Annotated in this window: 8 protein-coding genes and 1 pseudogene; 5 read left to right on the top strand and 4 right to left on the bottom strand. The window is 68.5% G+C overall.

What is annotated here, in order from left to right; genetic code table 11:
• The 4 genes and pseudogenes from ABD976_RS29435 to ABD976_RS29685 form a co-directional block, all read right to left on the bottom strand.
• Positions 1–576, bottom strand: a pseudogene (locus ABD976_RS29435) (hypothetical protein); the annotation flags it as partial.
• 177 nt (positions 577–753) lie between these two features.
• Positions 754–981 carry a type II toxin-antitoxin system prevent-host-death family antitoxin gene (locus ABD976_RS29430; protein WP_345368318.1) on the bottom strand — a complete coding sequence of 76 codons (228 nt, stop codon included), beginning with the start codon at positions 979–981 and terminating at the stop codon, positions 754–756.
• Between the two features lie 75 nt (positions 982–1,056).
• A complete protein-coding gene (locus tag ABD976_RS29425) occupies positions 1,057–1,839 on the bottom strand; it encodes a GNAT family N-acetyltransferase (RefSeq protein ID WP_345368317.1) in 783 nt (260 codons plus the stop codon).
• Between the two features lie 47 nt (positions 1,840–1,886).
• Positions 1,887–2,711 (bottom strand): GntR family transcriptional regulator, encoded by an 825-nt coding sequence (locus tag ABD976_RS29685; RefSeq protein ID WP_425570136.1) that lies wholly within the window; start codon positions 2,709–2,711, stop codon positions 1,887–1,889.
• Between the two features lie 153 nt (positions 2,712–2,864).
• On the opposite strand from ABD976_RS29685, the gene ABD976_RS29415 reads away from it, so the two are divergent.
• The 5 genes from ABD976_RS29415 to ABD976_RS29395 form a co-directional block, all read left to right on the top strand.
• On the top strand, positions 2,865–3,128 hold the full coding sequence (locus ABD976_RS29415) for a hypothetical protein (protein WP_345368315.1): 264 nt from the start codon (positions 2,865–2,867) through the stop codon (positions 3,126–3,128).
• Between the two features lie 514 nt (positions 3,129–3,642).
• Positions 3,643–4,041 (top strand): hypothetical protein, encoded by a 399-nt coding sequence (locus ABD976_RS29410; RefSeq protein WP_345368314.1) that lies wholly within the window; start codon positions 3,643–3,645, stop codon positions 4,039–4,041.
• A 17-nt stretch (positions 4,042–4,058) separates the two neighbouring features.
• Complete coding sequence (locus ABD976_RS29405; RefSeq protein WP_345368313.1) at positions 4,059–4,223, top strand: hypothetical protein; 165 nt, start codon at positions 4,059–4,061, stop codon at positions 4,221–4,223.
• A gap of 50 nt (positions 4,224–4,273) precedes the next feature.
• Positions 4,274–5,500, top strand: coding sequence for a hypothetical protein (locus tag ABD976_RS29400; protein WP_345368312.1), 1,227 nt, complete (start codon positions 4,274–4,276; stop codon positions 5,498–5,500).
• Between the two features lie 48 nt (positions 5,501–5,548).
• Positions 5,549–5,850: hypothetical protein (locus ABD976_RS29395; RefSeq protein WP_345368311.1), on the top strand; the 302-nt coding region annotated here is incomplete at its 3' end.

Genomic DNA, 5,850 nt, shown 5'->3' with positions numbered 1-5,850 from the left:
GTACAGGCCCTCCGAACCCTGTCCCTCCCGGGGGGTACAGGATTGACCTGCGGAAATCTGCGGGTCTACGAACAGCTCGTGCAGTGGCCGCAGCCGGTCTTCCCGGAGGGCGTTGCGGAGTTCGTGCAGTGTCCGAGGGCCGACGTAGTGGGCGGGAGGGAGCTCGTTGACGACGAGCGGCGCGGCCTGGGTCTGCCCGGTCCGGGGGTCCCGCTGCGGGGCTCGGCGCCCACGTGAATCGGTGGAGGACTCGTCGAGGTCCGCGAGGAACCCGATCTGCTTGAAGTACTCGAGGACCCACTTGACCTTGTCCCGGCGTGAGTAGCCGAGGAACAGTGCCAGGTCCGCGTGGTTGGTCACGGCCCGGTCTTGGCCGTGAACACGGATCCGGTCAGCGAGCAGCACCTGAGCTCCTGTCAGGAGCTTGTCGGCCTCACCGAGCGGCTTGCCCGTCCGTCCCAGGGGAGGGGACAACCGGACACACGCGGTGATCCAGAACGGGACAGTCGCGCCACCGGGCGAGTTCCCGGCGTAGGCCTTGACCGAGGGGTCGTCGGTGAATGGCTGGTCAGCCACGTGTCTACCTCTCCGACACGCCCCAGCTCTAGCAGTCCGGCAACACATGCCGTACCCTGGAACCCGAGCGTGCTCGTGGTCGTAAATGGTCGCGTGCTGTTGCTTTCGTGATGGGGAGCAAACGCTTCAACTTGAGGCCCTCCGCCGGTTGCCGCCGGCGGGGGGCCATTTCAATGGCTAGGCCACCCTGGCCTCCTCCATGCCAGGCAGTGCGCTGCCGAGCTGCCCGAGACGCTGGAGTCCGCGCATGGTCCGCAGGGCCTGCTCGGCTTCATCCCAGAGCTCGGGGCTGAGCATGATCGCGTGCTCACGTCCGCGCGCGGTCACGGTCACGATCTCGCCGGCCGCGGCTGCGTTGATGGCTCCGCTGGTGTTGCGGGATACCTCGGTCACTGTCATGCGCATCTGGCTCTCCTAGGCTCGAGCGTGCTGCGATGCTGATCACTGGACCCTAGCAGGCTGGCTAGGAAGCGGGTTGATTTAGGTAGGTGGCGTGTCGTCGCACAGGGAGCGGCGCCGAGCGGGGCTGCGGCTGCTCAGCCCGCAGTTGCGCCGGATCTCGCTAGCGCGGGTCTCCAAGACACGAGCTGCCTGGGTGATAGCTGAGTTCCAGTCGTGCTCGCCACCTGGCGTCGTCGATAGTTGGAGGCTGCCGACGGCGTTGGATGCGTCGAGCCAGACGGCGGCAGTGCCCTCGGGGTCGTAACGGTCGCCCCCGGATTCTTCTGCGGGCATCAATGTGACTGCATCCGTCGCTGTAGCGATGTTGGCAGCGCGCTGGAATAGTGCCCCGGACTGGCGTCCAGGAGTGGAGCGGAGGGCAACCTGCTCGAACCCGCGATCCTTCCAATACTGGTGCAGACTCGTGTTGTTTCGATTGCAGTCCAGCCGTAGCAAGCTGTTTCCGCCCGAACGGGCTTGCAGGCCGCACCAATCGAGTAGGGCGTCACCGATTCCGCGTCGACGGAAGTCCGGATGGATCATCATTTTGTAGACGTACAGCGCAGGTTCCGCAGCTTCGTCGCTTGTCCAAAAATCCCGATCTGGGCCATCCAGACCTACCGTTCCGATCAGGTTGCCATTGCGGTCCCGCAGTGTGGTCAGCGTCCGGCGGGAGATCCAGGTCCGCAGTGCCTCGTGTCCGTGCGCCTGGGTGCCATGCCATTGATCGATCCCGCGCTGGCGTAGATCAGCCTCAATGCGCTCCCGCAACTCCAGGACTTCACGGAAATCCTCGGCCAGACTCAGGTAGTAGACGGTCACTCTGGTACCTCCCTGCTAATGGACTGTCGGTCGCAGTTGCTGGGGCACTACTCCTCTGGTGAGGGGACGGGGAGGCGGTAACGGAGGACCTGGCGATCCCCTGCCCATGTGGACACCAGTGCTCGTACGCGCCGCCCCGTGTCGTCGATGCCAATACGAGCGTGTTGGCCGACGGGGGAGCCAGGCTGGAGATCGAGCAGCTCGACCTCGTCAGGGCTTGGCATCCGCGGCACGATCATGTCCTCGAACTCAACCTGGTTGATCCCAATGGCCCGAATGATCCCGCCGCGTACTACGACGTCACGTTCTTCCAGCAGAGGGCAGTACTCCTGTCCCTGGTCGTCAGTGAGGACGCGGCGAGCGATGTCTTCGGGGGTCCATGTGTCCGCGAGCATCAGCGGCATTTCAGGATCGCTCGGTGGGCGTGAGACCAATCGGACACGGCGGCGGCGAGCTAGCAGCTCACCAGGAGGGACGTCGAGCCACTCTGCGACGTCCCGGGGCGCTGGGAGCCAATCGACGCGAATAATTTGCCGCGGTGTCCACCCTTGCCGTTCAACGTCGGCTTTCCATTGGTCTTGAGCACGTGCTGGGTTGTCGTGGTAGACGCCGCGTTCGAAATCAGCCGCGTCAAAAAAGATTTGGTATCGGCGTCGCACCGTGCGCCCAAGAGAGCCAGCACCAGCCGTGATCAATCCGTCCGCCTGGAGTGCGTTAAGGGCGGTTCGCACAGTGTTTCGTGCGTAGCCGTATTGCTCAGCGAGGGACATCTCAGCGGGGACGCGGCTCCCTGGGGGGAGCTCGTCTCGTTCGATGGCGGTGCGCAGGTCGTCGTAGATGTAGCGCCACCTCGGGCGCTGGCCGATCGTCACGGTGTCCTCCCTGTGTGTTGGGTCTGACCGTACAGAAGCTGGCCCCTGCTGGCACCTCTGTACCTACAAAACCTACAGAGGTGTTGCGTCGGCGGTTTGCTGTCGCTACTGTACCTACAGAGCAGACAGAACCTACCGATTGCGAGGCTCGCGATGACGGCAACCACGGTCACCATCGCCGAGGTGTTCGGTGCGTTGGACGAGGGCGACCTGGCGCTCGTCGTCGCGGAGTCCGAGCTCGGCGAGGACGGGCTGGCGGAGCTGATTGAGCTGTTGTGCGAGGTGGAGGTCCCGGCCGCGGAGCTGGTCGAGTGGCACCTCGCCAGCGCCAACGCTGATGCCGAGCAGGAGTTGTCGGAGGTTGTTCCGTTGTGCGTCGCGGCGCCGCGCCACGTGGGTGTGCTGCGCGCTGCGTGATCCGGTGCTCCAGCACCGGGGCAGCGCTCAGGACCGCCCCATCACCCCCGAAATGGTTCTGAGTTCTGCCCAGGCCGCTGGATCCCAGTAGCTAGTCGGTCCCATCGGGCCTCCTCGTTGGAGGAGTCCACGGATCCCGCCCGTACCACCTGGCGGGTAGCCGCTCTCACGTCACGGGCGGTCGCTCGATGGCCGGCGTGTTCTTTGAGAACTCCATACAGCAGGGCGTCAAAGGCCACGGGTCCGTGCGCGAGGACCCGGTCGATCACGCAGTGGTCGGCCGGTGAGCGAGGCGGGTCCGGGGTGGACAGCGAACGTCCTGCGACGTGAACACCCGCGCCGGAGCCCGGCTTCGGTGCGGATGCGGTGGGGGAGCGGCCGGATGGGTTGCTCCGTCGCCGCCGCAAGCCGTGTTCGTGGCTTGCCGGTCGCGCACCCGTTTTCCGGGCTGGTCCCGGGGGTTGGGTGCGCGTCGCGGGGGATCACGACCCGAATGATTTCAAGGGAGACAGACATGATCGAAACCGAGATTGCCGAGGTCGAGCCGGTGGAGGCCGGGGTGGCCGAGGAGCCGGAGCTGGCCACCTACGACGACAAGGCGGCCTACCTGGCGGTGGTGCGGGAGCGTGCGGCCGCCGCGCGGGCGGCGGGCACCGAGGTCACGGGCCCGCGGCTGCTGCGGGCGGGCCGGGTGCGGCGCCAGGCCGAGATGACGTGGGCGGGGCTGTCGGTGCCGCGCCGCGGCGGCCGGTTCGGCGGTGTCAGCACCGTCCCGGTGCTGGCCGACACCCCGTGCGATGGGCAGGACCCGCTGCACGGCCCGTTCGTCACCTACGGCTGGGCCGAGCTGGTGCAGCAGGAGTTCCTCGCGGCGTTCAGCGCCGCCACCCCGCAGCAGGGTGTGGCGTCGTGAGCGGCACGAACACTGCTGTGGCTGGCCATGGTCTGACGATATGGCGCATCAGGAGCACCGGGCAGTCGGCGGCCCGCTGCGACTGCGGTGAGACCTGGACGACGCCGAGCCCGGACTTCGACGAGGTCGAGCGTCCGTGGCGCGAGCACTGCGAGCAGCTCGAGCTGCACCAGACCTCCTGATCGACGTAGCTGACCTGCTGATTCCTGCTGATGTGGAAGGAGGCCACCCCGTGGGCCCCAACAGCACGCTGCTCCCCACTGCTGGCCTGGCTGGTGGGGACCACCAGATCACCCGCCGGACCAACTCCGGCCTGCTCATCCCCCACGTCGAGGCCGCCGAGTCGACGGCGCCGCTCGATGTGGTCGACCGCCCGGGCCCCGCCCCGGTACGGGAGGAGCCGGTGCCCGCGCCTCGCCCGCCCGCCACCGACGGGCCCGACAACCAGCCGCTGGTCGAATCGCCCGCGCCCGGCCCGGACCCCGCGGCGGACGAGCCCGCCCCGTCCCCAACCCCAACACCGGCCCCGGTGCCGGTGCCGGTGCCGATCCCGGAGCTCGAGGCGGGTGTCGCGGGGCCGGTGGAGGCCGGGCGGCAGACCGCTCCGGAACCCGCCGGGCCGGGGGAGGAGGGGATCCGGGCGCTGCTGGGCCGCGTGCTGCGGCGTGCGGCGCGGCGCCGGCTGGACCCGGAGGACGGCGACGCCGATGTCGAGCCGACCCCGATCCCGATCATCATCGCGACCGGGGTGTTCGCGGTCGCGGCGACCGCGTCCGCGTTCGTGCTGTCCTTCACGATGCTGCTGCTGGTGATGGAGGCGATGGGGTGGCCGCCGCCGATCGCGCCGTTCGGTGCGGTGGCCATCGACGTCGCCGCCCTGGCCGCGGCGACGTTCCTGGTCACCAAGGACGGTGAGCTGCGGCGGATCGGCTGGTTCCTGCTGGCCCTGGCCACCGGCGCCAGCATCTACGGCAACCTCGTCGGCCACGAGATCGCCGCGGCGAAGGAGCACACCACGGCGGTGCCCGAGGACATGGGTCCGGTCGGGATTTTCTTCTCGGTGTTTTTCCCCGCGGCGATGGCGGTGTTGGTGCACTGCCTGATGTCGCAGATCGCGACCCGGATCGCGTGGAGCAAGCGGCAGCGTGAGCTCGCCGCCGAGCGTGAGCGCCGCGAGCAGGTCGAGCGGGAGGCTGCGGCGGCCGCCGAGCGGGACCGCAAGGAGCGGGCGGAGCGGGCGGCGGCGCAGCGTGAGGAGCTGCTCGGGTCGTTGCCGAAGCCGGACAAGAAGGGCGACAAGGCCTCTCGTGAGGTCGGTGTCGCGTACGGCATCGCTCATGAGGTGTACACGCCGTCGCGGCTCAAGGAGGTCCTGGCCAAGGCGTGGTGGTCGCCGGCGTCGGATACCGCGGTCAAGCAGTGGTGCGCCGAGGTCAAGCGTGAGCTCGGTGTCAGCTAGCGGTTCCAGTACCGGGGGAGCACCCCCGCCCCGTGGTGGGTGGGGGTGTTGTCCAGGCCGCTGGACCCGGCCTTCCCCCTTTTTTTCGGGGGGTGGAGTGAGTTGGAGGTGGTGATGGCCGGGCATACCCGCACGGTCGATACCGGTGCGGCGGTGCGGACCGCCGCGGGCCGGGTGCGGAAGGTGCGGCGGCACCGGCCCGCGGGGCAGGCCCGTGTGCACGCGCGGGTCAAGGCGCATCGCGGGGCGCGGCGCACGGTGGAGGCGCGGCTGCGGTCGGCCTCGGATCCGGTGCGGCGGCTGGAGATCGCGCTGGGCTATGTGAAGTCGGCGCGGGCGAAGTTCCGGCC

The sequence above is a fragment of the Saccharopolyspora cebuensis genome (genome assembly GCF_039542665.1).
Lineage (GTDB): Bacteria > Actinomycetota > Actinomycetes > Mycobacteriales > Pseudonocardiaceae > Saccharopolyspora > Saccharopolyspora cebuensis.
The sequence above is the reverse complement of the archived record's forward strand: the minus strand, read 5'-3'. Positions and strand labels throughout refer to the sequence as shown.